This window comes from Streptomyces sp. NPDC053432 (assembly GCF_055585365.1).
In genome coordinates, this window is the sequence record NZ_JBVJKF010000009.1 from 162583 (window position 1) to 186490 (window position 23908).

A 23908-nucleotide genomic window follows, 5' to 3' on the forward strand; every position below is an offset into this window, starting at 1 on the left:
CGGCTCGGTAGCAGGGCTCAGGAAAGCCCGTCAGCGGTCGCCTTCGTCACGTTCCGGCGGGAATAGCCGGCGCTCGTCCATCTCCTTGATCAGGTCCTGGAACTCGGACCGGATCCAGTCGCGCGTCGCGACCTCGCCCAGACCCATCCGCAGGGCCGCGATCTCCCGGGTCAGGTACTCGGTGTCGGCGATCGAGCGCTCGTTCTGCTTGCGGTCCTGCTCCAGGTTGACCCGGTCCCGGTCGTCCTGCCGGTTCTGCGCGAGCAGGATCAGCGGAGCCGCGTACGAGGCCTGCAGCGACAGCATCAGCGTCAGGAAGATGAAGGGGTACTTGTCGAACCGCAGGTGCTCCGGCGCGAAGATGTTCCACAGCACCCAGCAGATGATGACGACCGTCATCCAGACGATGAACCGGCCCGTGCCGAGGAAGCGCGCCACCCGCTCCGACAGGCGCCCGAACGCCTCCGGGTCGTACTCCGGCAGCAGCCGGCGCCGCGACGGCCGCGGCACGTCGAGCCGGACCCGCGACCGGCCGAGCGCGCTCGAACCGGTCGCCGAGGCGGCCTTCGCCCGTTCGCCGCGCTCGAAGGCGGAACGTTCCGCCCGCTCACCCGACTCCACCGAAAGGCCGAGCTCGCGCGCCTGCGCGCGCGCCCGCTCGCGCCGCTCGCGGATCTGCTCCCGGCGTCGCTCGCGCGCCTGCTCCTTCTCGGAACGCCCCCGCTCAGTGGCCACCCACGGCCTCCTCGGAGTGGAAGTCCTTCTCGCGCCAGTCGTCCGGCAGCAAGTGGTCCAGCACGTCGTCCACCGTCACCGCGCCCAGCAGCGAACCGCTCTCGTCGACCACCGGCACCGCCACCATGTTGTAGGCGGCCAGATAGCTGGTCACCACCGGCAGCGAGGCGTCCGGACGCAGCGGCGGCAGGTCCGTGTCCACGATCGAGCTGACCAGCGTGAACGGAGGGTCGCGCAGCAGCCGCTGGAAGTGCACCGTGCCCAGGTACTTGCCGGTCGGCGTCTCGTCCGGCGGCCGGCACACGTACACCTGCGCGGCCAGCGCCGGCGACAGGTCCGACTGCCGTACGCGGGCCAGCGCGTCCGCGACCGTCGCGTCCGGGCGCAGCACGATCGGCTCCGTGGTCATCAGACCGCCGGCCGTGTTCTCCTCGTACGACAGCAGGCGCCGCACGTCGGCCGCGTCGTCCGGCTGCATCAGTGTCAGCAGCCGCTCCTTGTCGTCCTCGGGCAGCTCGGACAGCAGGTCGGCCGCGTCGTCCGGGTCCATCGCCTCCAGGACGTCGGCGGCGCGCTCCTCCTTCAGCTTGCCGAGGATCTCGACCTGCTCGTCCTCGGGGAGCTCCTCCATCACGTCCGCGAGCCGGTCGTCGTCGAGGGCGTTGGCCACCTCGGCGCGCCGCTTCGGCGTCAGGTGGTGCAGGACGTTCGCCACGTCCGCCGGGCGCATCTGCTCGAACGTGGCGACCAGGTTCTCGGCCCCCTGCCCGTGCTCCTCCAGCGAGAAGCCCGTCACCGCGGACCACTCCACGGTCAGGGTCTCGCCGCGCCGGCGCAGCGCGCCGCCCTTGCCCTTGCGCACAAAGATCCTGTCGATCTCCCAGTCCCGGCGGGCCGGCAGCTGCTGGATGGCCACGTCCAGGACGGTGACCTCCTCGCCGGTCGCGGTCAGCGTCACCCGGCGGTCCAGCAGTTCGCCGAGGATCAGCCGCTCGGTGGGGCGCTGTTCGAAGCGGCGCATGTTGACGACCCCGGTCGTGATCACCTGACCGGACTCCACGCCCGTGACCCGGGTCATCGGCAGGAAGATCCGGCGCCGGCTGACCACCTCGACCACCAGGCCCAGCAGGCGCGGCGGCCGCCCGCCGACGCGCAGCATCGCCACGAGGTCGCGGACCCGGCCGACCTGGTCGCCGTTGGGGTCGAACACGGGCACACCCGACAGATGCGAGACGAAGATCCGCGGGGCGCCACCAGCCATCCGAGCGCCTCCTAGAGCGTCCCTCAACAGTTCTGCCGCCCCTCAGGCTAGCCCGTGCCCGGTGCAAGCGTCCTGGTGGGGCGGTCCGCGCGGGTACCGCGTCGGTGCGGTGCGGGTGCGGTGCGGGCGGGGTGCGGGCGGGGTGGCGGTGCGCGGCGGCGGTGCGGCACCGGTCGCCGGGGCGCGGTCGTGGCGGGCCGCGCGCCGCCAGGTACGCTGCCTGCTGCTCGCAGCCGCACGACGAGAGGCACTTGCCCGTGACCGCCCACTTCCCTGCCGTGCGCCTGCGCCGGGCCGCGTTCATCGGTGCGCTGTGCGCGGGACTCGCCGTCACCGGCACGGGCTGCGGCTCGGACCCGGACGAGGGGACGAACGGGGTCGGCAAGCTGTCCGCGGACAAGATCGAGGAGAAGGCGAAGGCGGCCGCGACGGGCGCCGCCTCCGTGCACCTGTCCGGCACGCTCGTGAGCGGCGGCAAGTCCTTCACCCTCGACATGCGGCTGAAGTCGGACGGCGGCTCCGGCGAGGTGAAGTCGAAGGACGACACCTTCCAGCTGCTGCGGGTGGGGGAGCAGCTGTACCTGAAGGCGAGCGCGGCGTTCTGGGGGCAGTCCGACTCGGCGGGCAAGCTCGGCGACAAGTACGTGAAGGTGCCGGAGAGCGACCCCACGTACAAGCAGTTCCGCGGCTTCACCGACATGCACGTCCTGCTGGACGGGCTGCTCGGGCTGGAGGGCAAGCTCGCCAAGGGCTCCTACACGAAGGTCGGCCACACCAAGGCCGTGCAGGTCACGGCGGCCGAGGGCAAGGGCGGCAAGCTCTCCGTGTCCCTGGAGGGGACCCCGTACCCGCTGCTCATGGAACGGGCGGGGGGTGCCGGGCGGGTGGAACTCGGGGAGTGGGGCAAGCCGTTCCCGCTGGACCCGCCGGCGCAGGACCAGACGGTGGACTACGGCACGCAGCTCCCGACGACGAAGGACCAGGCGGGCGAGGGGGCGCCCCCGGCGCCGTCGAAGGGCGGAGGGCAGGGCGCGAACCCCACGAAGCCGTAGCCCCACGGCGCAGGGGCCCCACCCCCGGACCCCCCGCGCCGCACGGTGCGGCGGGCGCCCCCTGTCGGTGACTCCGCCCCCGCGCCTCAGACGCCGGCGGGACTGCACGGTCCCGGAGCTTGCGGCCCTGGTCCGGGCGGCGCGGTATCCAGCCTCGCCGGCGTCTGAGGCGCGGGCTCCGATCCAGCCTCGCCGGCGTTTGAGGCGCGGGGTCTGGGGCGGAGCCCCAGGAACGGGTCCGGGCGGAGCCCGGGGAACGGTGGAAGGGCGGGTAGGGGACTGCTCCGCGCAGCGGCACCCCGGTTCGGCCGCCGCCTAACGGCCGCCGGGGCCGGGCGCGCGCCGGGGCACCTCCTCGGGCGCCGAACCTGCAGAGGCGCCGGCAAGCAGGGCGTGGTTGCGTTCGACGCCCTGCGGGGGCACCCCGCCACACACCCGACCCCGCCGGCGCGGCGGTATACAGGGGGGCCGGACCGCCGGGCACCCGCTTCGACGGTGCGGGGGCACCCCGGCACACCCGCCCCCGGCGGCGCGGCGGTAACAGTGAGGGCCGGAGCGCCGGGCACCCGGGGGCGACGGTGCGCAAGGTCCGGCGGAGCCTACGGGCGGGGCTTGCGGCGCTTCAGGAGGAGTTTCGGGAGGTGCGCCGGGATCGGGCGGCGCGTGATGGCCGGCGAAGCCAGCGGCGCAGCGGCCAGGGAGCCGGCCGGCAGGGCGCCGACGGCCCGGGGCTCCAGGCGGAGCAGCCGGCACTCCCGCGCCCACCGCTCCGTCATGTCCTCCGAGTCCGGCGCGTTCAGCCGCTTGCCCTTGAGCTCCGCGACCGCCGCCGCCCACTCCTCGCCCCGGGGCGGCAGTTCCCGTACGGTCGCGGTCCAGGCGACCAGCCGCCCGCCCTTGTCCTTGCTCCGCACCGTCACCTCGGCCGTCGCACCGTCCGCGAGGGAGGGGAAGGGCTGCTCGCCGGGCCCGTCGCCCAGCACGTGCGCCGCGCCGTCCACCCAGGCGTGCCACAGGGCCCGGTCCGCTCCGGCGCCGCGGACCCAGATCAGGCCGGACTTCTTGGTGGCCTCCTCGACGAGGGCCAGGTCGAGCGTGCTGAGAGTCATGCGCACAGGGTAAGCGAGGTCACACGGCCACGGCGGGGCGGGAGGCGCCCCGCCAGGCGGCGGCGAGCAGCAGTGCGCCCGGGGCGACCCCGGAGACCGCCGCCACCATGGCGGCCGGTGCGCCCCCGATCGCCAGTGCCATTCCCGCCGCCCCGCACACGGACATCGCCGCGGCGAGCACCCGCAGCGCCGGCATGCGCCAGACGGCGGCCAGGGCGAAGAAGTGCACGCCGACGACCAGGGCGATCCAGCCCGCCGTCGCCCGCGGCGTGTCCAGCACGTTGGTGAGGAACGCCGCTCCGCCGAGGCCGGCGATCACCTCGGCGGCCACCACGTACCGGTAGTTCCGGCCGAAGGACGCCCTCGGCGCGGGCGCGGCGGTGTTCCGGCGTATCGAAAGGAAGAGGCCGAGGAACGCGGCGACCGCTGCCACGCGCAGGGGCGCGGACAGTGCTTGTGGCAGTGCGCCCGCGTTGGCCTGGATGAAGGCCAGGCCGAAGAGGCCACCGATGAGTCGCCCCAACTGGTTCTTTTTCATGATCGTCAGAATTTCACAGCCACCCGTGGCGGTGCAGGGCCCGGTGGATGGTGAAGCAGCTGGCGACGATGGCGGCCATCACCATCGGATAGCCGTACTTCCAGTGGAGTTCGGGAATGTGATCGAAATTCATCCCGTACACCCCGCAGATCATGGTGGGCACGGCGATGATCGCCGCCCACGAGGTGATCTTGCGCATGTCCTCGTTCTGGGCGACGGTCGCCTGCGCGAGGTTCGCCTGGAGGATCGAGTTCAGCAGCTCGTCGAAGCCCACCACCTGCTCGTGCACGCGCGCGAGGTGGTCGGCGACGTCGCGGAAGTACTTCTGGATGTCCGGGTCGACCAGCCGCATCGGGCGCTCGCTGAGCAGCTCCATCGGCCGCAGCAGGGGCGACACCGCCCGCTTGAACTCCAGTACCTCGCGCTTGAGCTGGTAGATGCGGCCCGCGTCACCGCCGCGGGTGACGCCCTTGGCGGGAGCGGCGAAGACGGCGCTCTCCACCTCGTCGATGTCGTCCTGGACGGCGGCCGCGACCGCGATGTACCCGTCGACCACGTGGTCGGCGATGGAGTGCAGCACGGAGGAGGGGCCCTTGGAGAGCAGGTCCGGGTCGTCCTGGAGGCGGTGGCGCAGCCCCTTGAGGGAGCCCTGGCCGCCGTGCCGGACGGTGATGACGAAGTCGGGGCCGGTGAAGCACATCACCTCGCCGGTCTCCACCACCTCGCTGGTGGCGGTCAGTTCGTCGTGCTCCACGTAGTGGATCGTCTTGAAGACGGTGAAGAGGGTGTCGTCGTACCGCTCCAGCTTCGGCCGCTGGTGCGCGTGCACCGCGTCCTCCACGGCGAGCGGGTGCAGCCCGAAGGTGGCGGCGATCCCCGCGAACTCGGCCTCGGTCGGCTCGTGCAGGCCGATCCACGCGAAACCGCCGTCCTCGCGGACGCGGCGGATGGCCTCACGGGGCGTCAGGCAGGCCGTTCCCTGGACGCGCCGGCCGGCGCGGTACACGGCGCAGTCGACCACCGCACTGCTGGCGGAGGGGTCGCGCGTGGTGTCGTAGCCCGGCTGGGCGGGGGTGGCCTTGCGGAGCGACGGACGGACGGCCGCACGCAGGTAGGGCAGCATCGACATGGCAGGCTCCTTCTCGCGCACGGCTGCGGACCGCACGGGTGGGAGACCTTCCGGGGGCGCGGGCGGGCAGGCCCGGGCAGGCGGAAGGAACAGGACGGGAGGACAAAGACGTTCTGCCGTCGCTCTTCTACTGATTCAGAGCGTCAGGGAAGTGGAAGAGCGATTGGTACTGCACGATCGACTTCGGTCCATCGCAGCCCCACCTCCTCCGGCCGGTCCCCCGTGGGGGACGTCCTGTCGCCCAGGGCCTTGAAACAACGCTTCTGCGTGCGGCCCGAACCAGCTGTCAACACTATCAGCCGACTGATGGTCAAGACCCGCCCTTTACCCGCCTGATACGAGTTCTATGCTCGCTCCATGGCAGAAATTCTGGCCCTCGTCGAGGCCCGGCTGCGCACCGCGTTCGGCGAACCCGACGCCCGCGCCGCCGTCACCTTCCTGGGCACCGACCGCATCGAGGTACTCCGTTTCGCCGAGGGCGACCTCGTGCGGTACGCGACCCTCGGGATGTCCGCGAACCCGATGACCGACCCGACCGACATGGTCGCCGACCCCGTCCGCGGGCCGCGCGCCGAGCTCGTGCTGACCGTACGAGCAGGACTCGCGCCCACCGACAAACTGCTCCGCCCGCTCGCCGTGCTGGCGGCCTCCCCCCAGGTCGAGGGTCTGATCGTGGCCCCCGGGGCCTCGCTCGACGTGGGTGAACCGCTGTGGGACGGGGCCGCCTTCAGCTCCGTGCTCGTGGCGGAACCCGGGGGCCTGGTGGAGGACCTGGAGCTCGACGAGCCCATGGACCCGGTCCGCTTCCTGCCGCTGCTGCCGATGACGGCCAACGAGGCCGCGTGGAAACGCGTGCACGGCGCCGCGGCCCTCCAGGAGCGCTGGCTCGCCCGGGGCACCGATCTGCGCGACCCGTTGCGCAGCGCGGTCGCGCTCGACTGACCCCGCGGCCGCGGCCCGGATGGGTGAGCCAGCCTTGACTGGCGGGCGGGCGGGGAGGAGCGTGGCTTCTTATGAGGGGTGAACCGAGTTGCCCGAAGTGCGGTGGCCGGGTCAGGGCGCCCGGACTCTTCTCCGACTCCTGGCAGTGCGCCGTGCACGGCACTGTCCACCCCCTGCAACCCGTCATCCCGCCCAGCGTGGAAGCCCTGGGGGTCGTGGTGCACCGGGCCCGGGTGCCGGTGTGGATGCCCTGGCCGCTGCCGGTGGGGTGGCTGTTCACCGGGGTCGCGTCCGCCGGTGACGACCGCAACGGGGGCCGGGCTTCGGCCGTGGCCTGCTCGGGTCCCGGCCCGCTGGGCGGCATCGGCGAGCTGGTCCTGGTCGCGGAAGAACTGGGAGTGGGTCTCGGCGCGCGCTACGCGGGCATCGACGGCCCGGACCCCGGCACCCACATCGACGTGTCGGCGCCCCCGCACGCCAAGGTCGTGGCCGCGGGCCGCCCGACCCCGCTGTGGCACCTGAAGGGGTGCCCCGACGACCGGGCCGTCTTCGCGGGCGAGGCGCGGGGCCTGTGGTTGTGGGCGATCGTGTGGCCGGAGCAGACCGGCCTCCTGATGTACGACGAGCTCGTCCTCACCGACCTCCGCGACGCGGGAGCGGAGGTCGAGCTCCTTCCTTGCGGGGCCCTGAGCCCCCGCATCCTGGGACCGGCCTAGAGGTCTGGACCAGAGGGGGTCTTCGGCCCGGTTATCCTGGAGTGTCCCCCCTCGCCCGTACGAACACTGGAGCCCGGCTGTGCGCATCGACCTGCACGCCCACTCCACCGCTTCCGACGGTACGGACACCCCCGCCGAGCTGGTGCGCAATGCCGCCGCCGCGGGGCTCGACGTGGTCGCGCTGACCGACCACGACACCGTGGGCGGGTACGCCGAAGCCGTCGCCGCGGTGCCGGCCGGGCTGACGCTGGTCACGGGCGCCGAGCTGTCGTGCCGCCTCGACGGGGTCGGGATGCACATGCTCGCGTACCTCTTCGACCCCGAGGAGCCGGAGCTCGCCCGCGAGCGGGAGCTCGTACGGGACGACCGCACCCCCCGCGCGCAGACCATGGTCGGCAAGCTCCAGGACCTCGGCGTGGGCGTCACCTGGGAGCAGGTGGCCCGGATCGCCGGTGCCGGCTCGGTCGGGCGCCCGCACATCGCCACCGCCCTCGTCGAGCTGGGCGTCGTACGCACCGTGTCGGACGCCTTCACGCCCGACTGGCTGGCCGACGGCGGCCGCGCGTACGCCGAGAAGCACGAGCTCGACCCCTTCGACGCCATCCGCCTGGTCAAGGCGGCCGGCGGGGTCACCGTCTTCGCCCACCCCCTCGCCGTCAAGCGCGGCGCGTGCGTGCCCGAGGCCGCGATCGCCGAGCTGGCGGCCGCGGGCCTGGACGGCATAGAGGTGGACCACATGGATCATGACGCCGACACCCGCGCCCGGCTGCGCGGCCTGGCCGCCGACCTCGGACTGCTGACCACCGGCTCCAGCGACTACCACGGCAGCCGCAAGACCTGCCGGCTCGGCGAGTACACGACCGACCCCGAGATCTACGGCGAGATCACGCGCCGCGCCACCGGGGCCTTCCCGGTGCCCGGCGCCGGCGGACGCGAGCGCTGACGGACGGCCCTCCGGCCTGCCCGCTCCACCTCTCCCGACCCCTTTCCGCTCTTCTGCGCGATACCCCCCTTTCGCGACACCCCTCACCTGCAAGGCATCACTGTGTTTGATTTCGCCGTCTTCGGATCCCTATTTCTCACGCTTTTCGTGATTATGGACCCCCCGGGGATCACGCCGATCTTCCTCGCCCTGACCTCCGGCCGTCCCGCCAAGGTGCAGCGCCGCATGGCCTGGCAGGCGGTGTGCGTGGCCTTCGGGGTCATCGCCGTGTTCGGGGTCTGCGGCCAGCAGATCCTGGACTACCTGCACGTCTCCGTCCCGGCGCTGATGATCGCCGGCGGTCTGCTGCTCCTGCTCATCGCCCTGGACCTGCTCACCGGCAAGACCGACGAGCCGAAGCAGACGAAGGACGTAAACGTCGCCCTCGTCCCGCTGGGCATGCCGCTGCTGGCCGGGCCCGGTGCGATCGTGTCCGTGATCCTGGCCGTGCAGAAGGCCGACGGCTTCGGCGGCCAGCTCTCCGTGTGGGCCGCGATCGCCGCCATGCACGTCGTGCTGTGGCTGACGATGCGCTACTCGCTGGTGATCATCCGGGTCATCAAGGACGGCGGTGTGGTCCTCGTGACGCGCCTCGCCGGCATGATGCTCTCCGCGATCGCCGTCCAGCAGATCATCAACGGCGTGCTCCAGGTGGTCCACGGCGCCTGACCGGGGATTCCGAGCGCATGCGAACGCCCCCGCACCGTGACCGGTGCGGGGGCGTGAACGTATGCGCGAAGCGTCAGATGGACGCGCTCTCGGCCGGTCGGATCAGAATGCGCTGGCCGACGGCCGCGGCCTGCTGCACGATCCGGTTGACGGAGGACGCGTCCACGACGGTGCTGTCCACGGCGGTCCCGTCGACGTCGTCCAGGCGCAGAATCTCGAAGCGCACGGGCTTCTCCCTTCGTCGGTTTCTCCTTGCACAGGAGTCAACGAAGAGTAAGCCGCAATCATTCCCTACGCTAAGGAAATTTTTTCACTGACTAAGGACTAGTGGGTGCAGGAGGCCCAGAACGAGCTCAGCGCACCCGCTGTGACCTGCGGGTTCTCCGCATTGGGGGAGTGTTCCGCACCCGGGACGACCACCCGCCGCGCACCCAGTCGCCGTGCCATCTCGTCCATCAGCGGGACCGGCCAGGCGTAGTCGAGCTCGCCCGACAGCACCAGCTTCGGCAGGGCGGCGCGGCTCAGCTCCTCCACCCGGTCGGGCTCGGAGATCAGCACCCGGCCCGTGACGATCAACTGCTCGGGGACCGTGGCCAGCCAGCGCGCGCGCAGGAACTCGGCCAGTTCGGGGGAGTCGGCGACCGCGTCCTCGGGATCCTGGGCGCGCATCGCCGCCCAGATGCCCGCCATGCTCTGGTCGGGCGCTGTGTCGCCCATTCCTTCGAGGGCGGCGACGAGCAGCTTCGTACGCGCCCGCTGGTCCTCCGCGATGGCGGCCGGCCCGCTGCTCATCAAGGTCAGCGAGGCGAACGGCGAAGGGTCGCGCAGCACCGCCGCGCGCGAGATCAGCCCGCCCAGCGAGTGCCCGACCAGGTGCACCGGGCCCGCTCCCAGCGCCGCGGCCTGCGCCAGGACGTCCCGCGCCAGCTCCTCCAGGGCGTACGGGGCCTCCTCGCGCGGGCCGGGGGTCTCGTGCTGGCCGCGTCCGTCGACGGCGACCACCCGGTAGCCGGCGGCGGAGAGGGGCTCCAACAGGCCGATGAAGTCCTCCTTGCTGCCCGTGAACCCGGGGACCAGGAGGACGGTGCCGCGGACGGGCTCCCCGGCCTCGTGCACGGCGAACTCGCCGCGGGCGGTGGCGAGGAGGTGCCCATGGGCGACGGACGGCAGGGTGAGGCGCGGAGGCTTGCTCATGGGCCCGAGGTTACCGGCCCGTAGATTCCCGTGCGGCCCGGGTACGCCGATGGCCCGGCCCCCGCGAACGGGGACCGGGCCATCGGGTCGTGCCTACGCCTCCGGCGCGGCCGCGGCCTTGCGGGCGCGCGTGCGCTTCGGCTTCGCGGGGGCCTCCTCCGCCACCACGGCGGACTCGGCGGCGACCGGAGCTGCCGCGGCCTTGCGCGTACGGGTCCGCTTCGGCTTGGCCGGAGCCTCCTCCGCCACGACGGCGGACTCGGCGACGGCCGCCGGTGCGGCCTCGGCCGCCTTGCGGGGGCGGGTACGGCGGACCGGGGCCGGCTCCACGAGCGGGGCCATCTGGAAGTCCGGCTCGGGCGTGGCCGCCACGACCTTGCGGGGGCGGACGCGGCGCGGCGCGACCGGCGCCTCCTCGACCACGGGGACCACGTCGGCCATGACCGACCTCTGGGTCGGCTTGCGGGTACGCCTCGGCGCGACCGGAGCCTCCTCGGCGACCGGGGCCGGCGCGGGGGCCTCGACCGCGGCGGCCACGGGGGCCTCGGCGACGGCCTTGCGGGTGCGGGTGCGCTTCGGCTTGGCCGGAGCCTCCTCCACCACGGCGGCGGCGACCGGAGCGGCCTCCACCACGGGAGCGACGGGCGCGGCCTCCACCACGGGAGCGGCCGGGGCGACCACAGCGACCGGAGCGGTCTCCACGGCCTGGGCCGGCACCGTGCCCACGCGGGTGCGGCGGCGGCGCGGCCTGCGCGGCTCGTCGGCGGCCGGAGCCTCCGGAGCCTGCGGGGCCTCGGCCACGGGAGCGGCGGCAGCGGCCTCGGCGCCGAGCTCCGCACCACCACGGGTACGGCGGCGCTGGCGCGGCGTACGGGTACGCGCGGGGCGCTCCTCCGTCACCGCGGCGGCTGCGGCCGGGCCGCGACCGCCACGGCCACCGCGGCCGCCGGTCTCGCCCAGGTCCTCGAGCTCCTCGGCCTTCAGGCCGGCCCGCGTGCGCTCGGCGCGCGGCAGGATGCCCTTGGTGCCCGCCGGGATGCCCAGCTCCTCGAACAGGTGCGGGGACGTGGAGTACGTCTCGACCGGGTCGTGGAAGTCCAGGTCCAGCGCCTTGTTGATCAGCTGCCAGCGCGGGATGTCGTCCCAGTCGACCAGGGTGACGGCGGTGCCCTTGTTGCCCGCGCGGCCGGTACGGCCCACGCGGTGCAGGAAGGTCTTCTCGTCCTCCGGCGTCTGGTAGTTGATGACGTGGGTCACACCCTCGACATCGATACCGCGCGCGGCGACGTCGGTGCAGACCAGCACGTCGACCTTGCCGTTGCGGAACGCGCGCAGCGCCTGCTCGCGAGCGCCCTGGCCCAGGTCGCCGTGGACGGCGCCCGAGGCGAAGCCGCGCTTCTCCAGCTGCTCGGCGATGTCCGCGGCCGTGCGCTTTGTACGGCAGAAGATCATGGCCAGCCCGCGGCCCTCGGCCTGCAGGATGCGGGAGACGAGCTCCGGCTTGTCCATGTTGTGCGCGCGGAAGACGTGCTGCGCGATGTTGGCGACGGTCGCGCCCTCGCCGTCCTCGGAGACGGCGCGGATGTGCGTCGGCTGCGACATGTACCGGCGGGCCAGGCCGATGACCGCGCCCGGCATGGTCGCCGAGAACAGCATCGTCTGACGCCGCGCGGGCAGCAGGTTCATGATCTTCTCGACGTCGGGCAGGAAGCCCAGGTCGAGCATCTCGTCGGCCTCGTCCAGGACGAGGGCCTTGACGTGGGACAGGTCGAGCTTGCGCTGCCCGGCCAGGTCCAGCAGGCGGCCCGGGGTGCCGACGATCACGTCGACGCCCTTCTTGAGCGCCTCGACCTGCGGCTCGTACGCGCGGCCGCCGTATATGGCGAGGACGCGGACGTTGCGGACCTTGCCCGCGGTCAGCAGGTCGTTGGTGACCTGGGTGCACAGCTCGCGGGTCGGAACCACCACGAGGGCCTGCGGGGCGTCGGTCAGCTGGTCGGGCCTGGCCCGGCCGGCCTCGACGTCCGCGGGGACGACGACCCGCTCCAGCAGCGGAAGGCCGAAACCGAGCGTCTTGCCGGTACCGGTCTTCGCCTGGCCGATGACGTCCGTGCCGGAAAGGGCGACGGGAAGGGTCATCTCCTGGATCGGGAAGGGGGACACGATGCCGACGGCCTCGAGGGCCTCGGCCGTCTCGGGATAGATCCCGAGGTCTCGGAACGTAGTCAGGGTGCTGCCTCTTCTGTGAGACGCGGCGCGAGGCGGCGAAGGGGGTCGTACCGTGCCGTGCTTGCAGTACTGCCACGTACGAAGCTGCGCGGGACCACTGGCCTTCGCTCAAGCGCATCTGCCGCTGAGGGGGCCCCTCGTCGGCGGCGGCACGCATGGACGTACTCACCACGCCGAGGGCGGTCGGTTGGAGCCGATCGGGCCACCGACCGGGCATCCTCATTCGGATGCGCCGCCGAGTATTCGGCAAGCGCATTACCACTGTACCCCGGATTCGCGCAGGTGTGTCGGGTGAATTCACCGGGTCGACGCGTTTAGGTGTCCCGACAGTGCGTAGGTGTGGTGACTTGGCGCGCCTTTCGGCGGGCTATTGTGCGGAGCATGTCGACCGTTGAAAACGCCTCGCCCGCCGACGACAGCACTCCCGCCGAAGCCGTGGGCATCGCCGCCCAGGACTGGGCGACGGCCTCCGCCTCGCCGCAGTACCGGGCCGCCGTCGTGGACCTGCTCGGCGCCCTCGCGTACGGCGAGCTCGCGGCCTTCGAGCGCCTGGCGGAGGACGCGAAGCTCGCGCCCACCCTCGACGACAAGGCCGAGCTCGCCGCCATGGCCTCCGCCGAGTTCCACCACTTCGAGCGCCTGCGCGACCGCCTCGCCGCCATCGACGCCGAGCCCACCGCCGCCATGGAGCCCTTCGCGAAGGGCGTCGACGACTTCCACCGCCAGACCGCGCCCTCGGACTGGCTGGAGGGCCTGGTCAAGGCGTACGTCGGCGACTCGATCGCCAGCGACTTCTACCGCGAGGTCGCCAGCCACCTGGACACCGACACCCGCGCGCTCGTGCTCGGCGTGCTCGACGACACCGGCCACGGCAACTTCGCCGTCGAGAAGGTCCGCGCCGCGATCGAGGCCGACCCGCGCTGCGGCGGCCGGCTCGCCCTGTGGGCCCGCCGGCTGATGGGCGAGGCCCTCTCGCAGGCCCAGCGCGTGGTCGCCGAGCGCGACGCGCTCTCCACCATGCTGGTCGGCGGCGTCGACGGAATGGCGGCGGGCTTCGACCTGGCGGCCGTCGGCGAGATGTTCACCCGCATCACCAAGGCCCACACCAAGCGCATGGCGGCCCTGGGCCTCGCCGCCTGAGCGGCACCCGTACGAGGCGGAGGCCCCGGCGCGCATCACGGCGCACCGGGGCCTCCGCCTCGTCGGGGACGGTTCGTACGGGACCGGTCGTCAGCCCCGCGTCGGGAGCGAAAACGGAGTCCTGTGGGGCTGCCTGCGGGGCCCTGCGGCCGGACGGAGCAGCAGCGACAGGACCACCGCCGAGACGAACACCGCGCCGACGAAGGTCGCCGTGAGCGTGTTGTGCCCGGGGCCCAGCGCGAAGTGCGTCAGATACGCCCCGAACAGCGCCCCCAGCACTCCGCTGACCAGGACGATCCTCGGGGAGGGGAGCCGCTGCGCCAGCGCTCTCGCGGCTGTCGCGGAAAGGGCGAGGCCCAGCAGAGCAGAGCCGAGCGCTTCCATCAGCAGCATGGGTCCCTCCGAAACGTCGGGGCAAACCGGGTCACTGCCGTCCTACCCGAAGCGGAAGAAAGGGAAACGGCCCGATGGAATCAACCACCGGGCCGTCTCGCTCAGTTCTCCGTGCCTCCGGACACCCCTCAGAGGTTCCCGAAACCGACCTTGCGCGCGGTCGGCTCACCCAGGTCCACGTACGACAGGCGGTCGGACGGCACCAGGACCTTGCGGCCCTTGGCGTCGCTGAGGCTCAGCAGCGGCTCGCTGCCGGACAGGGCGGCGGCGACGATGCGCTCCAGCTCCTCGGCGCTCAGGTCGCTCTCCAGCACGATCTCCCGGGGTGCGTGCTGCACGCCGATCTTGACCTCCACGGCTTTGTCCCTCCGACGGTCCGTTTCGCGCGATCAGCCGCGCCGTACGCGGACCACATTAGCCCGGAGAGGGGACGCGGACTGCGCTGACCGGACACGCTCGCAGCGAACAGCGGCCGGTCAGCCCCGTCGGGCCCGTCAGGCTCCCGTGCCCTCCGTGCCGTGCAGCGGGAAGCCGGCGATGCCGCGCCAGGCGAGGGAGGTCAGCAGGCCGACCGCCGTGTCACGGGCGACCGGGCTCTCACTGGACAGCCAGTAGCGGGCCACGACCTGCGAGACGCCCCCCAGACCCACGGCGAGCAGCATCGACTCGTCCTTGGACAGCCCGGTGTCCTCGGCGATCACGTCGGAGATGGCCTCCGCGCACTGGAGCGAGACCCGGTCGACGCGCTCGCGCACGGCCGGCTCGTTCGTCAGGTCGGACTCGAAGACCAGCCGGAAGGCGCCGCCCTCGTCCTCCACGTACGCGAAATAGGCGTCCATCGTCGCCGCCACGCGCAGCTTGTTGTCCGTCGTCGACGCGAGCGCGCCGCGCACGGCCAGCAGCAGCGCCTCGCAGTGCTGGTCGAGGAGCGCCAGATAGAGGTCGAGCTTGCCCGGGAAGTGCTGGTACAGCACCGGCTTGCTCACCCCGGCGCGCTCGGCGATGTCGTCCATCGCCGCCGCGTGGTAACCCTGCGCGACGAAAACCTCCTGGGCCGCGCCCAGCAGCTGATTGCGCCGGGCTCGGCGCGGCAGTCGCGTGCCCCGCGGACGCGCTGCCTCGGTCTGCTCGATGGCTGTCACGCCGCCTCCCACTTTCTCTATGAACACAGTGCGCTCTGCGCCGCGCCGCCATCGTACTTTTCGGTAACCGAATCTGGAGGGTTCAAGCCGACTTTTCTCGCGGTACGGACCGGTCGGACGCGCTGGTCAGCGGTCGGTCAGGGGTCGGTCAGGGGTCGGCGACGGGTCGGCCGGAGACCGCTCAGCGGTAGTCGTCCTCGTCCAGCGGCACCACCCGGGCCTGCTCGGCGGCGTCGCCGTCGGCGGCCTCGCCCCGCTCCGGGCCGCCCAGCGGGTCGTCCTCGTCCGGCTGCAATTCGGCCAGTTGTTCCGCCACGTCCGCCTCGGGCGCCTCCGGGTCCGAGAACTCGGCCTCCTGGAAAGTGTCCGGTTCCGCAGGGTCGACAGTCATCCCGCTCCCCTCGCTTCCTTGGTTTCACCTACGAGCCTAGGAGGAACGCGGATACCCCGCTATGCGGATTGCCACACTTCTGTGACCGCGAACACAGGAGGCCGGGCGTGATCGTCTCGTAACATTGCCCGCATGTCTTCCACGGAGCTGCCGGGCGTACGGTCCACCGCCGAGCTGTCGTCCCTGGTGGGAGCGGTCCCGGTGGCCGAGGGGGAGCAGTCGCGGACCGTCGTGCTGCCCGGGCTGGAGCTCAACTTCCGGGCGCGCCCCGCACTGGGCACCGATCTGCCGCCCGCACTGTTCGTCCACGGACTCGGCGGTTCCTCGCAGAACTGGTCGGTCCTCATGGAACAGCTGGCCGACACCGTCGACGGCGAGGCCGTCGACCTGCCCGGCTTCGGCTGGTCCCCGCCGCCCGCCGACCGCGACTACTCCGTGACCGGCTTCGCCCGCGCCGTCATCCGCCACCTCGACGCCGCCGGCCGCGGCCCGGTGCACCTCTTCGGCAACTCCCTCGGCGGCGCCGTCTCCACCCGGGTCGCCGCCGTCCGGCCCGACCTCGTGCGCACCCTGACGCTGGTCTCGCCCGCCCTGCCCGAGCTGCGCGTGCAGAAGGGCGCCGTGCCGACCGCGCTTCTCGCCGTACCCGGAGTGGCGGCGCTCTTCAACCGGATGACCCGGGGGATGACCGCCGAACAACGCACCCGAGGAGTGACGGACCTCTGTTACGGAGACCCCTCCCGGGTGACTCCCGAAGGGTTCCAGGCGGCCGTCGCGGAGATGGAGCGGCGGATGGGTCTCCCCTACTTCTGGGAGGCGATGACCAGGTCCTCCCGCGGGATCGTCGACGCCTACACCCTCGGCGGGCAGCACGGACTGTGGCGCCAGGCGCAGCGGGTGCTCGCCCCGACCCTGCTCGTCTACGGCGGCCGGGACCAGCTCGTCTCGTACCGTATGGCGCGCAGGGCCGCCGCGTCCTTCCGGGGCTCGCGGCTGCTGACGCTGCCCGACGCCGGGCACGTGGCGATGATGGAGTATCCCGGGCTGGTGGCCGACGCCTTCCGGGGGCTCCTCCGGGACACCGAAGACGAGGGCTGAGGACCGTGGGACGACATAGTCGCAAGGCCCAGCCCCCTGCCCCGGTGCCCGATCCGGCGCCGGCCCCCGCGCCGGCCCACCCGGAGCGGCCGCTCGGGTACGAGTACGAGTACGACGACTTCACCTACGGACACGACGTCCGGGAACCGGGCGCGCGGCGCCGGCCGGAACCCACCGTCAGCCACCAGGGGTACGTCACCCAGGACGCGCGGGCCGGCGGACACCCCCAGCAGTACGAACAGGGCGGCGCCTGGGGCGCCGGACCGGACCCGGCCCCCGTCTACGGGGACTGGCGCGGGGTGCCGCGCGCCCGCGCCGCCGCACCGACGGCCCTGCTCGACGGCCACCCCCTGCTCGACAGCGACACCCCGGCCTTCGGCACGCCCGCCGTGGGCTTCCCGCAGGTCACCCTCCCGCCGCCCGCCTCCACCCCCGCCCCCGTGGCCGCGCCCCGGCCCGCCCCGGCGCCGGACGCGGTCACCTCCACCGGCTCGCATCGCAAGGTGCGCGTGCCCGGGCCGCGCACGCCCGCCGAACCCGCCGTTCCCGAGGCCGAGCGCCCCGGTGCCGGCCGCGGGCGGAAGGCGTGGACGTACACCGGCATGGCCGCGGCGGCCGTCACCACCGCCCTCGCCGTCGTTGTGGCCGTCCAGATGTCCTCGGACGCCGACGGCGCGAAACCGGACCCGCTCGCCGCCCAGGGCGAGGCCCCGGCCGGGACCGGCGGCGCCAACAGCCCGACGGCGCACGCGCCCGCCGCCGCGGCCCCCGCGGTGCCGGCCGCGCCGGAGCTCACGTACGAGCAGAAGATGGCCCAGCAGCTGCCGATCGACGCCAAGCTCACCGGCCCCGGGACCTTCGACACGGTTCCCGGCGTCGCCAAGGCCCCCGGCAAGGGCAAGACCGTGCGCTACCGCGTCGACGTCGAGCAGGGCCTCGGCCTGGACCCGGCGCTCTTCGCCGAGGCCGTCCACCGCACCCTCAACGACGACCGCAGCTGGGGCCACGGCGGCGCGATGACCTTCGAGCGGGTGCCGGGCGGCGAGGCCGACTTCGTGATCACCCTCGCCAGTCCCGGGACCACCGGGAAGTGGTGCGCGAAATCCGGGCTCGACACCACCGTCGACAACGTCTCCTGCGACTCCGCGTCCACCGAGCGGGTGATGATCAACGCGTTCCGCTGGGCGCAGGGATCCGCCACGTACGGCCCCGAGCAGATGCTCAGCTACCGCCAGATGCTCATCAACCACGAGGTCGGCCACCGCCTCGGACACGGGCACGTGAGCTGCAGGACACCCGGCTCGCTCGCCCCGATCATGCAGCAGCAGACCAAGTCCCTCGACATCGACGGAATCCAGTGCAAGCCCAACCCATGGGTATTTCCCGGGACTTGACCGTCAGCCGTGATCCGCGTTGACAATCCGTCCGATCATCGGCAATCGTTCTCCGCATGTCGCAGCACCACACCATGACCGCGAGCGCCGCCATCGAGCTGGCGCTGCTTGGTGTGACCGCGCACAGCGTGGCCGACATCCTCTGTCGCTGAGCCTGCCCGCAAGCGCCGCGACCTCCCCCGCGACATCCCGCGGGAACACCGCCGCGCCCGGGCGTACGCACACGCCCGCAGGCGCGGCTTCTCCGTAACGGATCCCTTTCCGGCTCCGCCGTCGATCGCTGCCCCTCGCGTGGCATTCCCTCCCTTCCTTCACGCCGAGAGGTCTCTTTCCGATGCTCCGTCATGCCCACATATCGCGCCGCGTCGCCGCGGTCGCCGTCAGCCTCGTACTGGCCGGGGGCGCCGCGGCCTGCGGGCCGAAGGACGGTGCGGACAAGGCCGGCTCCGGTGACAAGGCGGGCGCCGCCGGCGTCCCGCAGAAGGGCGGCACCCTGACCGTCCTCAACAACGAGCCGCAGGAGGACTTCGACCCCGCCCGGCTCTACACCTCGGGCGGCGGAAACGTCCCCTCGCTGGTCTTCCGTACGCTCACCACCCGCAACCGCGAGGCCGGAGCGGCCGGCACCAAGGTCGTGCCCGACCTCGCCACCGACACCGGCAAGGCCAACGCCGATGCCACCGAGTGGACGTACACCCTCAAGGACGGGCTGAAGTACGAGGACGGCTCCCCGATCACCACCGCCGACATCAAGTACGGCATCGAGCGGTCCTTCGCCGCCGAACTGTCGGGCGGAGCCCCCTATCTGCGGGACTGGCTCGTCGGCGGAGAGACGTACGAGGGCCCCTACAAGGACGGCGGCAAGGGCCTCGACTCGATCGTCGTGCCCGACGCGAAGACCATCGTCTTCAAGCTGCGCAAGCCCGAGGGCGACTTCCCGTTCGTCGCCACCCAGACGCAGTTCGCCCCCGTCCCCAAGGCCAAGGACACCGGGGTCAAGTACGAGGAGCACCCGGTCTCCTCCGGCCCGTACAAGGTCGTCAAGAACGAGAACGACGGCGAGCACCTCACCCTGGAGCGCAACGAGCACTGGGACCCGAAGACCGACGCCGAACGCAAGGCCTACCCGGACACGATCGACGTCCGGGCCGGCCTCGACGCCGCCGTCATCAACCAGCGCCTCACCACCAGCACCGGCCCCGACGCGGCCGCCATCACCACCGACACCAACCTGGGGCCCGCGGAACTCGCCCAGATCGGCGACAACAAGGAACTCGCGGCCCGCGTCGGCACCGGCCACTTCGGCTACGTCAACTACCTGGCCTTCAACCCGAAGGTGGCCCCCTTCGACAACCCGAAGGTGCGCCAGGCCATCTCCTACGCGATCAACCGCACCAGCGTGATCAACGCGGCGGGCGGCTCCGCGCTCGCCGAGCCCGCCACCACCTTCCTGCCCGAGCACGAGGCCTTCGGCTACCTGGCCTACGACCACTTCCCGGCCGGCAGGACCGGTGACCCGGCCAAGGCCAAGGAGGTGCTGAAGGAAGCGGGCTACCCCGACGGCCTCACCATCACCCTCACCCACTCCAACGCGCAGAACCGGCAGACCAGCCCCGAGGTCGCCACCGCCGTGCAGCAGGCCCTCGCCGCCGCCGGGATCACCGTCAAGCTGGAGGGCCTGGAGGCCAACGCCTTCAACCAGCGCCGCTGGGACGCCAAGAACACGCCCGGCTTCTTCCTCTCCCGCTGGGGCGCCGACTGGCCCTCCGGCGGACCCTTCCTCGCGCCGATCTTCGACGGCCGGCAGATCGTCACCAACGGCTCCAACTACAACCACGCGCAGCTCGACGACCCCGCCGTGAACGCCGAGATCGACGAGATCGCCAAGCTCACCGACCCGGCCGCCGCCGCCAAGCGCTGGGGCGCCCTCGACAAGAAGATCGGCGAGCAGGCCCTGGACGTACCGCTCTTCCACCCCGTCTACAAGCGGCTCGTCGGCAAGGACGTCAAGAACGTCGTCATCAGCGACTGGACCGGCGTCCTCGACATCTCGCAGGTCGCGGTCAAGTGACCACCACGACCCAGCAGCCGGCGCCCGCACCCGGGACCACCACCCCGGGCGCGGGCGCCGCGCGCCGCCAGGCCTGGCACCGGCTGCGCCGACGGCCCTCGGCCGTCGCGGCCGGCGCCGTCCTGGCGCTGCTCGTCCTCCTCGCCCTCGCGGCGCCCCTGATCGCCCAGCTCACCGGCCAGGACCCGAACGCCTACCACGACGACCTCGTCGACTCGGCGCGCGGCGGCGTGCCCCACGGCTCCTTCGGCGGGGTCTCCGCCGAACACTGGCTCGGCGTCGAACCCGGCAGCGGCCGCGACCTGCTCACCCGGCTCCTGTACGGGGCGCGGATCTCCCTGCTCGTCGCCTTCGGCGCGACCGCCCTGCAGACCCTGCTCGGCCTCGTCGCCGGAATCGCCGCCGGACTCGGCAACCGCGCCGTCGGCGCCCTCATCGGCCGGCTCACCGACGTGATGATCGCCCTGCCCACCCTGGTGATCGGGATCGCGCTCACCGCCGTCGTCCCGGCCGCGTTCCCCCGGCCGCTGCTGCTGATCCTGCTCATCGGCTTCCTCGGCTGGGGCGCCACCGCCCGCATCGTGCGCGCCGAGACCCTCGCCCTGCGCGGCCTGGACTTCGTGGACGCCGCCCGGCTCGCCGGGAACGGCCCGCTGCGCATCGCCCGCCGCGAGCTGCTGCCCTCGCTGGCCGCGCCCGTGATCACGTACGCCGCGATCCACGTGCCGACCAACATGGTCGTCGAGGCCTCGCTCTCCTTCCTCGGTGTCGGCGTGAAACCGCCGACACCGTCCTGGGGGCAGATGCTGTCGTCGGCCCAGACCTGGTTCCGGGCCGACCCGATGTACGTCCTGCTCCCCGCCGGGATGCTCTTCGTCACCGTGCTCGCCTTCACCGTCCTCGGCGACGCCGTCCGCACGGCCCTCGACCCGCGCGAGGGCTCGCGCCTGCGGGTCGGCACCAGAAAGGAGCGCACGGCGTGACCCGCTTCGTGCTCAACCGGCTCGGCGGGGCACTGCTCGTGCTGCTCGCCCTGTCCGTCGTCGTCTACGCCCTCTTCTACGTCGTGCCCGGCGACCCCGCGCGCCTCGCCTGCGGGGAGCGCTGCAACCCCCAGCAGATCGCCCAGGTGCGGGAACGGATCGGGCTCGACGAACCCCTGCTCACGCAGTACCTGCACTTCCTCCAGGGGCTGGTGGCGGGCCGCGACCACTCCGGCGGCGCGGGCCTCGTCCTGCACTGCGACGCGCCCTGCCTCGGCTTCTCGTACCGCAACGACCAGCAGGTCACCCAGCTGATCCTGGACCGGCTGCCCGCCACCCTGTCCCTGGCCGCCGGCGCGCTCGTGCTCTGGCTCCTCATCGGCGTCGGCACCGGACTGCTGTCCGCACTGCGCCGGGGCGGGATCACCGAGCGGGCACTGACCGTCCTCACCCTCGCCGGGACCGGCACCCCCGTCTTCATCCTCGGGCTGCTGCTGCTCATGGCGGTCTGCGCCTACCTCCAGTGGCTGCCGTTCCCGACGTACGTGCCGCTGGGCGAGGACCCCGAGCAGTGGGCCTGGAACATGCTGCTGCCATGGGTGACCCTCGGCCTGTTCGAGAGCGCCAAGTACGCCCGCCTGACGCGCAGTTCCACCCTGGAGACCCTCGCCGAGGACCACATCCGCACCTTCCGCGCCTACGGGGTGGGGGAGCGGGCCGTCGTCACCCGGCACGCCCTGCGGGGGGCGCTGGCCCCCGTGATCGCGCTCAGCGCCGTGGACTTCGGCGCGATGATCGGCGGCGCCGTGCTCACGGAGTCGCTGTTCGGGATCCCCGGACTCGGCAAGACCCTGATGGACGGGGTGAAGATCGTCGACCTGCCCGTCGTGGTCGGCATCGTCCTGGCCATCGGCACGGCCGTGGTCGTGGCGGGCGCGATCGGCGACCTGCTGTACGCGGCGGCGGACCGAAGGGTGGCCCTGGCATGACCGAGACACTGGTGGAGGTCACCGACCTCACCGTCGACTTCCCGGTCGGCGGGCCGGGCGCGTACGTACGGGCCGTCGACGGCGTGTCCTTCACGCTGCCCGCCGGGAGTGCGCTGGGCATCGTGGGCGAGTCCGGCAGCGGCAAGTCCACCGTGGCCGCGGCCCTGCTGGACCTGCACCGGGGCACCGGCGCCCGGGTGGGCGGCACCGTCCGGGTGGGCGGCACCGACGTGGCCGCCGCCTCGGGCGCGGAGCTGCGCCAGCTGCGGGGCGGGACCGCCGCCATGGTCTTCCAGGACCCGCTGAGCTCCCTCGACTCGTACCACGCCATCGGCGACCAGATCGCCGAGGTCCACCGGATCCACGCGGACGTCTCCCGGCGGGCCGCGCGGGCGCGCGCCGTCGAGGTGCTGGACCGCGTGGGCATCCCCGACGCGGTACGGCGCTCGCGGGCGCGCCCGCACGAGTTCAGCGGCGGCATGCGGCAACGGGCGCTGATCGCGATGGCGCTGGCGTGCGAGCCGAGGCTGCTGATCGCGGACGAGCCGACGACCGCGCTGGACGTCACCGTCCAGGCGCAGATCCTGGACCTGCTGCACGAACTGCGCGAAGAGAGGGGGCTCGGGCTGCTGCTGGTCACCCACGACGTGGGGGTGGCGGCGGAGAGCGTGGACGCGCTGCTGGTGATGAGGGGTGGCTCGGTGGTGGAACGGGGGCCGGTGGGCGCGGTGCTGTCGGCGCCGGCCGAGCCGTACACCCGTGCCCTGCTGGCGGCGGTGCCGCGGCTGGACGGGCCGCGGGCCTCCCGGGCTCTGCCCGTACCCGTACGCGGCGCCGTGTCCCGGGGCTCCGCCCCGGACCCCGCTCCCCAACCGCCGGAGGGGCCGGATTCCGCCCCTACGGGGCCGGACCCCGCCCCCGTCGTCGAGGCGTTCTCCCTGCGGCGGGAGTTCGGGCGGGGCAAGGGACGGGTGGCCGCCGTCCGCGGGGTCTCGCTGGCCGTGCGCGCGGGGGAGACGCTGGGGATCGTCGGCGAGAGCGGGAGCGGGAAGAGCACCCTCGGGCGGATGCTCGTCGGGCTGCTGGAGCCCGGCTCGGGGCAGGTGCGGCACGACGGCGTCGAGGTCAGGGGGGTCGCCGCGGGCGCGCAGATGGTCTTCCAGGACCCGGTGTCCTCCCTCAACCCGCGCCGCTCCGTCGGCGAGTCCATCGCCGATCCGCTGCGCGCGGCCGGTGAGCGGGACGGGGCCGCCGTGCGCGCCCGGGTCGAGGAACTGCTGCTGCGCGTGGGGCTGGAGGCCGCGCACCACGACCGGTACCCGCACGAGTTCAGCGGCGGGCAGCGCCAGCGCGTCGGCATCGCGCGGGCCCTCGCGCCACGGCCCCGGCTGATCGTCTGCGACGAGCCCGTCTCCGCCCTCGACGTCACCACGCAGGCCCAGGTCACCGCGCTCCTCGCCGAACTCCAGCGGGAGCTCGGCATCGCGCTGGTCTTCATCGCCCACGACCTGGCGGTGGTCCGGCAGGTCAGCGACCGGGTCGCCGTCATGCGGTCCGGCGAGATCGTGGAGCAGGGCCCGGTCGACGAGGTCTACGACCGCCCGGCCCACCCCTACACCCGGCAGCTGCTGGCCGCCGTACCGGCCCTGGACCCGGAGCCCGCGGCCCGGCGGCGGTCGGAGCGGAAGTCCGGGCGCAAGGCCGTCCACGCGTAGTCGCCCAGGCTCTTCCTAGCGCGCTCGAACGCGAAC

25 protein-coding genes are annotated in these 23908 nt (G+C 72.8%); 13 read left to right on the top strand and 12 right to left on the bottom strand.

Annotation, left to right across the window (positions count from 1 at the left end):
• Positions 1 to 30: 30 nt before the first annotated feature.
• The gene (locus tag ACZ6Y1_RS17450) at positions 31 to 621 is read right to left on the bottom strand and encodes a DUF1003 domain-containing protein (RefSeq protein ID WP_469629984.1); all 591 of its coding nucleotides are present in this window, start codon (positions 619 to 621) and stop codon (positions 31 to 33) included.
• Positions 622 to 724: 103 nt separating this feature from the next.
• Positions 725 to 1996, bottom strand: a complete 1272-nt coding sequence (locus ACZ6Y1_RS17455; protein WP_469629623.1) for a magnesium transporter MgtE N-terminal domain-containing protein — start codon at positions 1994 to 1996, stop codon at positions 725 to 727.
• 257 nt (positions 1997 to 2253) lie between these two features.
• On the opposite strand from ACZ6Y1_RS17455, the gene ACZ6Y1_RS17460 reads away from it, so the two are divergent.
• Positions 2254 to 3048, top strand: a complete 795-nt coding sequence (locus ACZ6Y1_RS17460) for a hypothetical protein (RefSeq protein ID WP_469629626.1) — start codon at positions 2254 to 2256, stop codon at positions 3046 to 3048.
• A gap of 599 nt (positions 3049 to 3647) precedes the next feature.
• Here the strand turns inward: ACZ6Y1_RS17460 and ACZ6Y1_RS17465 are convergent.
• From ACZ6Y1_RS17465 to ACZ6Y1_RS17475, 3 genes are read right to left on the bottom strand one after another with little or no spacing between them, the layout of a single operon-like run.
• Complete coding sequence (locus tag ACZ6Y1_RS17465) at positions 3648 to 4157, bottom strand: hypothetical protein (protein WP_469629631.1); 510 nt, start codon at positions 4155 to 4157, stop codon at positions 3648 to 3650.
• A gap of 19 nt (positions 4158 to 4176) precedes the next feature.
• Entirely contained in the window at positions 4177 to 4695 is a 519-nt protein-coding gene (locus ACZ6Y1_RS17470; RefSeq protein WP_469629634.1) for a hypothetical protein, read from the bottom strand.
• A gap of 13 nt (positions 4696 to 4708) precedes the next feature.
• Positions 4709 to 5824, bottom strand: coding sequence for a magnesium and cobalt transport protein CorA (locus ACZ6Y1_RS17475; RefSeq protein WP_469629637.1), 1116 nt, complete (start codon positions 5822 to 5824; stop codon positions 4709 to 4711).
• Between the two features lie 357 nt (positions 5825 to 6181).
• Here ACZ6Y1_RS17475 and ACZ6Y1_RS17480 point away from each other — a divergent pair, with 357 nt between their 5' ends.
• From ACZ6Y1_RS17480 to ACZ6Y1_RS17495, 4 genes are all read left to right on the top strand, one after another.
• Positions 6182 to 6766 (top strand): suppressor of fused domain protein, encoded by a 585-nt coding sequence (locus ACZ6Y1_RS17480; RefSeq protein WP_469629640.1) that lies wholly within the window; start codon positions 6182 to 6184, stop codon positions 6764 to 6766.
• A gap of 71 nt (positions 6767 to 6837) precedes the next feature.
• Entirely contained in the window at positions 6838 to 7482 is a 645-nt protein-coding gene (locus ACZ6Y1_RS17485) for a DUF6758 family protein (protein ID WP_469629642.1), read from the top strand.
• A gap of 79 nt (positions 7483 to 7561) precedes the next feature.
• Positions 7562 to 8425 (top strand): PHP domain-containing protein, encoded by an 864-nt coding sequence (locus ACZ6Y1_RS17490; RefSeq protein WP_469629645.1) that lies wholly within the window; start codon positions 7562 to 7564, stop codon positions 8423 to 8425.
• 102 nt (positions 8426 to 8527) lie between these two features.
• Positions 8528 to 9133: a MarC family protein gene (locus ACZ6Y1_RS17495; protein ID WP_469629648.1), complete on the top strand. Its 606-nt coding sequence runs from the start codon at positions 8528 to 8530 to the stop codon at positions 9131 to 9133.
• Positions 9134 to 9206: 73 nt separating this feature from the next.
• Here ACZ6Y1_RS17495 and ACZ6Y1_RS17500 read toward each other — a convergent pair whose 3' ends face one another.
• From ACZ6Y1_RS17500 to ACZ6Y1_RS17510, 3 genes are all read right to left on the bottom strand, one after another.
• Positions 9207 to 9359 (bottom strand): hypothetical protein, encoded by a 153-nt coding sequence (locus ACZ6Y1_RS17500; protein WP_469629651.1) that lies wholly within the window; start codon positions 9357 to 9359, stop codon positions 9207 to 9209.
• 98 nt (positions 9360 to 9457) lie between these two features.
• Entirely contained in the window at positions 9458 to 10327 is an 870-nt protein-coding gene (locus ACZ6Y1_RS17505) for an alpha/beta fold hydrolase (RefSeq protein WP_469629654.1), read from the bottom strand.
• A gap of 93 nt (positions 10328 to 10420) precedes the next feature.
• Complete coding sequence (locus ACZ6Y1_RS17510; protein WP_469629657.1) at positions 10421 to 12466, bottom strand: DEAD/DEAH box helicase; 2046 nt, start codon at positions 12464 to 12466, stop codon at positions 10421 to 10423.
• A gap of 471 nt (positions 12467 to 12937) precedes the next feature.
• Between ACZ6Y1_RS17510 and ACZ6Y1_RS17515 the strand changes: the two genes are divergently transcribed.
• Complete coding sequence (locus tag ACZ6Y1_RS17515; RefSeq protein WP_469629660.1) at positions 12938 to 13696, top strand: ferritin-like fold-containing protein; 759 nt, start codon at positions 12938 to 12940, stop codon at positions 13694 to 13696.
• A gap of 90 nt (positions 13697 to 13786) precedes the next feature.
• Here ACZ6Y1_RS17515 and ACZ6Y1_RS17520 read toward each other — a convergent pair whose 3' ends face one another.
• The 4 genes from ACZ6Y1_RS17520 to ACZ6Y1_RS17535 all read right to left on the bottom strand — a co-directional run bounded on the left by ACZ6Y1_RS17520 (position 13787) and on the right by ACZ6Y1_RS17535 (position 15622).
• Positions 13787 to 14089, bottom strand: a complete 303-nt coding sequence (locus ACZ6Y1_RS17520; protein WP_469629662.1) for a hypothetical protein — start codon at positions 14087 to 14089, stop codon at positions 13787 to 13789.
• Positions 14090 to 14217: 128 nt separating this feature from the next.
• The gene (locus ACZ6Y1_RS17525; RefSeq protein WP_469629665.1) at positions 14218 to 14445 is read right to left on the bottom strand and encodes a DUF3107 domain-containing protein; all 228 of its coding nucleotides are present in this window, start codon (positions 14443 to 14445) and stop codon (positions 14218 to 14220) included.
• 138 nt (positions 14446 to 14583) lie between these two features.
• Positions 14584 to 15231, bottom strand: a complete 648-nt coding sequence (locus ACZ6Y1_RS17530; RefSeq protein ID WP_469629667.1) for a TetR/AcrR family transcriptional regulator — start codon at positions 15229 to 15231, stop codon at positions 14584 to 14586.
• Between the two features lie 181 nt (positions 15232 to 15412).
• On the bottom strand, positions 15413 to 15622 hold the full coding sequence (locus ACZ6Y1_RS17535; protein WP_469629672.1) for a hypothetical protein: 210 nt from the start codon (positions 15620 to 15622) through the stop codon (positions 15413 to 15415).
• A gap of 132 nt (positions 15623 to 15754) precedes the next feature.
• Between ACZ6Y1_RS17535 and ACZ6Y1_RS17540 the strand changes: the two genes are divergently transcribed.
• The 7 genes from ACZ6Y1_RS17540 (at position 15755) to ACZ6Y1_RS17570 (ending at position 23872) form a co-directional block, all read left to right on the top strand.
• Positions 15755 to 16720 (top strand): alpha/beta fold hydrolase, encoded by a 966-nt coding sequence (locus ACZ6Y1_RS17540; RefSeq protein ID WP_469629675.1) that lies wholly within the window; start codon positions 15755 to 15757, stop codon positions 16718 to 16720.
• 5 nt (positions 16721 to 16725) lie between these two features.
• Positions 16726 to 18114 carry a DUF3152 domain-containing protein gene (locus tag ACZ6Y1_RS17545; protein WP_469629677.1) on the top strand — a complete coding sequence of 463 codons (1389 nt, stop codon included), beginning with the start codon at positions 16726 to 16728 and terminating at the stop codon, positions 18112 to 18114.
• 56 nt (positions 18115 to 18170) lie between these two features.
• The gene (locus ACZ6Y1_RS17550) at positions 18171 to 18266 is read left to right on the top strand and encodes an Ms4533A family Cys-rich leader peptide (RefSeq protein WP_351301183.1); all 96 of its coding nucleotides are present in this window, start codon (positions 18171 to 18173) and stop codon (positions 18264 to 18266) included.
• 182 nt (positions 18267 to 18448) lie between these two features.
• On the top strand, positions 18449 to 20185 hold the full coding sequence (locus tag ACZ6Y1_RS17555) for an ABC transporter substrate-binding protein (protein WP_469629684.1): 1737 nt from the start codon (positions 18449 to 18451) through the stop codon (positions 20183 to 20185).
• Positions 20182 to 21168 (top strand): ABC transporter permease, encoded by a 987-nt coding sequence (locus tag ACZ6Y1_RS17560; RefSeq protein ID WP_469629687.1) that lies wholly within the window; start codon positions 20182 to 20184, stop codon positions 21166 to 21168. The genes ACZ6Y1_RS17555 and ACZ6Y1_RS17560 overlap by 4 nt, the downstream gene beginning before the upstream one ends.
• Positions 21165 to 22157, top strand: coding sequence for an ABC transporter permease (locus tag ACZ6Y1_RS17565; RefSeq protein ID WP_469629691.1), 993 nt, complete (start codon positions 21165 to 21167; stop codon positions 22155 to 22157). Before ACZ6Y1_RS17560 ends, ACZ6Y1_RS17565 begins: the two co-directional genes overlap by 4 nt.
• Complete coding sequence (locus tag ACZ6Y1_RS17570) at positions 22154 to 23872, top strand: dipeptide ABC transporter ATP-binding protein (RefSeq protein WP_469629694.1); 1719 nt, start codon at positions 22154 to 22156, stop codon at positions 23870 to 23872. Before ACZ6Y1_RS17565 ends, ACZ6Y1_RS17570 begins: the two co-directional genes overlap by 4 nt.
• Positions 23873 to 23908 lie beyond the last annotated feature (36 nt).